The 3043-nt window shown below is 39.9% G+C and carries 3 protein-coding genes and 2 rRNA genes; 3 read left to right on the plus strand and 2 right to left on the minus strand.

The window, feature by feature from the left end; genetic code table 11:
• The first annotated feature begins 8 nt into the window (after positions 1-8).
• A 5S ribosomal RNA gene (rrf, locus tag IC619_RS16485) occupies positions 9-123 on the plus strand.
• Positions 124-247: 124 nt separating this feature from the next.
• Complete coding sequence (locus IC619_RS16490; protein ID WP_191141211.1) at positions 248-1477, plus strand: beta-propeller fold lactonase family protein; 1230 nt, start codon at positions 248-250, stop codon at positions 1475-1477.
• 54 nt (positions 1478-1531) lie between these two features.
• On the opposite strand, the gene IC619_RS16495 is transcribed toward IC619_RS16490, so the two are convergent.
• Positions 1532-1879, minus strand: coding sequence for a hypothetical protein (locus tag IC619_RS16495; protein ID WP_191141210.1), 348 nt, complete (start codon positions 1877-1879; stop codon positions 1532-1534).
• Positions 1880-1915: 36 nt separating this feature from the next.
• Positions 1916-2473 carry a class I SAM-dependent methyltransferase gene (locus IC619_RS16500; RefSeq protein ID WP_191141209.1) on the minus strand — a complete coding sequence of 186 codons (558 nt, stop codon included), beginning with the start codon at positions 2471-2473 and terminating at the stop codon, positions 1916-1918.
• Between the two features lie 448 nt (positions 2474-2921).
• Here IC619_RS16500 and IC619_RS16505 point away from each other — a divergent pair.
• Positions 2922-3043: ribosomal RNA gene (locus tag IC619_RS16505) — 16S ribosomal RNA — on the plus strand; the annotation flags it as partial.

A 3043-nucleotide genomic window follows, 5' to 3' on the forward strand; every position in this document is an offset into this window, starting at 1 on the left:
TTTATACGTCTGGTGATGATGGCGGAGGGGACCCACTCGTTCCCATCCCGAACACGACCGTTAAGCCCTCCAGCGCCGATGGTACTATAGATTAATCTATGGGAGAGTAGGACGTCGCCAGGCTCATTTGGCCTCACTTCATTTGAAGTGAGGCTTTTTCGATTTGGGAGAACTACTAATTAAATCGTACAAGCCAAGCTAAGACTAATAGAATAAGATATTTTAAATAAAGAAAAGGAGTGAATTGATGAAAAACAAGAAAAAAAAACGGGTTAGAATCAGCAAACAAAATAAAAAAAAGAAAATGAGAAGAGAGAGGCGTGCTAGGAGAGAACGTACACGCAGAGAAAGAAGAAACAGAAGAACGAGAAGAGAGAGAAATCGAAGAGAGAGAAGAAAGCGAAGAAAAAGAAGACCCTGTCACCCCAAAACATCAAAGCCACTCGTATTTGTAAGCAATCGCATGACTGGAAGCGAAACCGGAACGGTATCCGTTATCAATCCCTGTGATTTAAGTAAAGCGTGTGCTCCTATTCCTGTAGGTACGCAGCCAGTTGGGATTACGATACATGATATCCCAGGAAAAGGACTAAAGGTTTATGTTGCTAACTTTGGAGATGATAATAATCCGGGAAGTGTATCTGTTATTGATGTCAAAACTTGTACTGTTGATGCGACTATTCCTACCGGAGGAAATCCAGTTTACATTGCGATCGGTACGATTCCTGAGGGAGATAATGCCGGCAAAACCTTAGCCTATGTGACCAATATTTCTGGAAACCGTGTCTTTATCATTGACACGGCAGATAATTCATTACTGGGGGAGGTTCCTGCTGGACCGAATCCAAATGGTGTTGCGATTACACCAAGTGGTGATGAGATATATGTGACCAATTTTGTAGATGATCCTGGTACCTGTACGGTCATCAATACAACCGATAACATGATCGTAGCTACAATTGATTTAATTAATCCTGCCAATGGGAATAATCTTCGGAACCCCTTGCTTATCGACATTGCGGATATTCCTGGAACGGGAACACGTGCGTTCATCGCCATGAATGGAAGCAGTAGTCTTCTCATTATCGATACAGTGTCCAAAACAGTACTACGAAGACGTGCTACAGCTGGACCAGCACCAATTGGTGTGCGTGTATCACCTGATAAATCATTCTTATACTTGACTGATTCTGAAGTTCTTGCGGACAATCCAAGTCAAGTTTGTATATTTGGTACGGGTGATAATATAGCACCAATCTCTACGATACCTTTCAATCAAGGCGGTCTCCCACTGCAACAAAGAGCTGAAGATATAGCCTTTACTTCGGATGGCGCTAAAGCGTTTATTCCCAATTCTTTGACCAATAATGTTTCGGTGATTGATGTAGCTACGAGTACGGTTAAGACAGTTGTTGATGTTGGGGAAGGTCCGATGGGGGTTGCTATATCACCCGGTAATTGTAATCCATCATATTAATGTATCATTTAAATATAGCGGAAGTGTTTAGAGGGCTTCCGCTATATTTAAATATCACAAGTTATTAGGGGCTGGTAATGTAGCGATAAAAAGAGGCTTTTTTCCCTGAAAGGTTTCGTTGTTTGTAGTGATAAGACCTACTTTGTTTTTGCCAGATAAAGTAACAATCACATTAGAACCATCACCTGAGACAGCTATACTTGAAGGGTTGTTATCCACATTAGTTGGTTGTTTGATCTGTCTACATAGTAGGGCTTTGGTAAAACGATTATAAGTAGATTTATGGAGTTGTTGTTTACTTAACCCCATCAGTCTGTTTTTCAAGAGAAGGAGATATGAACTTGAGGGTGCTTCATTCATGCTATCTAATAGTCTGATCGTCTGTTTGAAAGAGATATTCATAAGAACTATCCCTTCAATGGTATGATGATATCGTACTTACAATTTTTGAAAAGTAACTTGATTTCCACCCATATCTACTTTTTTATACCATTTAGGGAGTTCTTGTGTTAATCTGGTCGGTCCTTCATCACTTGGAACATCATCAAATACAATATAACCACCCGGTTCTACATAGGGACTCCAGTATTCAAAATCTTCTCGAACAGAATGATAGTAATGAGATGCATCGATGTATAAGAGACCAATTCGTCGTGTCACGGGCCACTGTTGCGCTGCAACTACACTATACATCTTGATCGGCTCAACATAGGGCATTAAGTCAAGTTGTGTTAGATTTTGAATAAAGGCTTCATAGTTGGCTGATGTTTCCCAGTGATCAACCGCATATACCCGGCCACTACCACGATTCTTGACGGCAAAAGCGAAACATGAAGCTGATTTTCCTTTAAAAGAACCGATTTCCACAATATTTGGAACGTCCGTCATGTGTACTAACTTATAAAGGTGTTCGATATTACTTAGCCATCCTTCTATTTGATTGACAAGTGGCGTAATCTTATCTAACTGAACTTTTATTTGACTATCTGTGACCATCTTTCAACTTCCTTTCTAGAAGGGATACACACCAAATTATTCTCAGTCATTTCATATTTGCTTTTAACCAAAATATACGACGAATCATGTAAATCGACAAGTTTGATGATATCTATAGAATATGAATTATTCTTGAGGTTGTGTAGGGAAGTGATACGCTGTAATAAAAAAGTGAAACCGATCTGGTCAGATCGGTTTCAACAATGATATAGATGGACTATTGGTGTTGTGTTCCCAAAATACACAATGGCAAATGGGACTGGCTCGTATATTTATAAGCGTAAGAAGCGATTGAAAAAAACTTAAAATATGATTTGACATATATAAATTTCTATGTTACTATATTCCTTGTCGCCACGATGAGGCGGTAACAACTGAAATGTTCCTTGAAAACTAAAGAGTGACACATGACCTGTTCAATTTTTATATGAGCTTACAAGCTTACCATTATATGGAGAGTTTGATCCTGGCTCAGGACGAACGCTGGCGGTATGCCTAATACATGCAAGTCGAGCGGATGAAGTACCTTCGGGTACGGATTTAGCGGCGAACGGGTGAGTAACACGTGGG

It is taken from the genome of Polycladospora coralii, assembly GCF_014773435.2.
GTDB lineage: Bacteria > Bacillota > Bacilli > Thermoactinomycetales > Thermoactinomycetaceae > Polycladospora > Polycladospora coralii.

Excerpts from the sequence above, each read along its gene's own strand:
- IC619_RS16490 (WP_191141211.1), top strand. The coding sequence starts at position 248 with ATGAAAAACAAGAAAAAAAAACGGGTTAGAATCAGCAAACAAAATAAA.
- IC619_RS16495 (WP_191141210.1), bottom strand. The coding sequence starts at position 1,879 with ATGAATATCTCTTTCAAACAGACGATCAGACTATTAGATAGCATGAAT.
- IC619_RS16500 (WP_191141209.1), bottom strand. The coding sequence starts at position 2,473 with ATGGTCACAGATAGTCAAATAAAAGTTCAGTTAGATAAGATTACGCCA.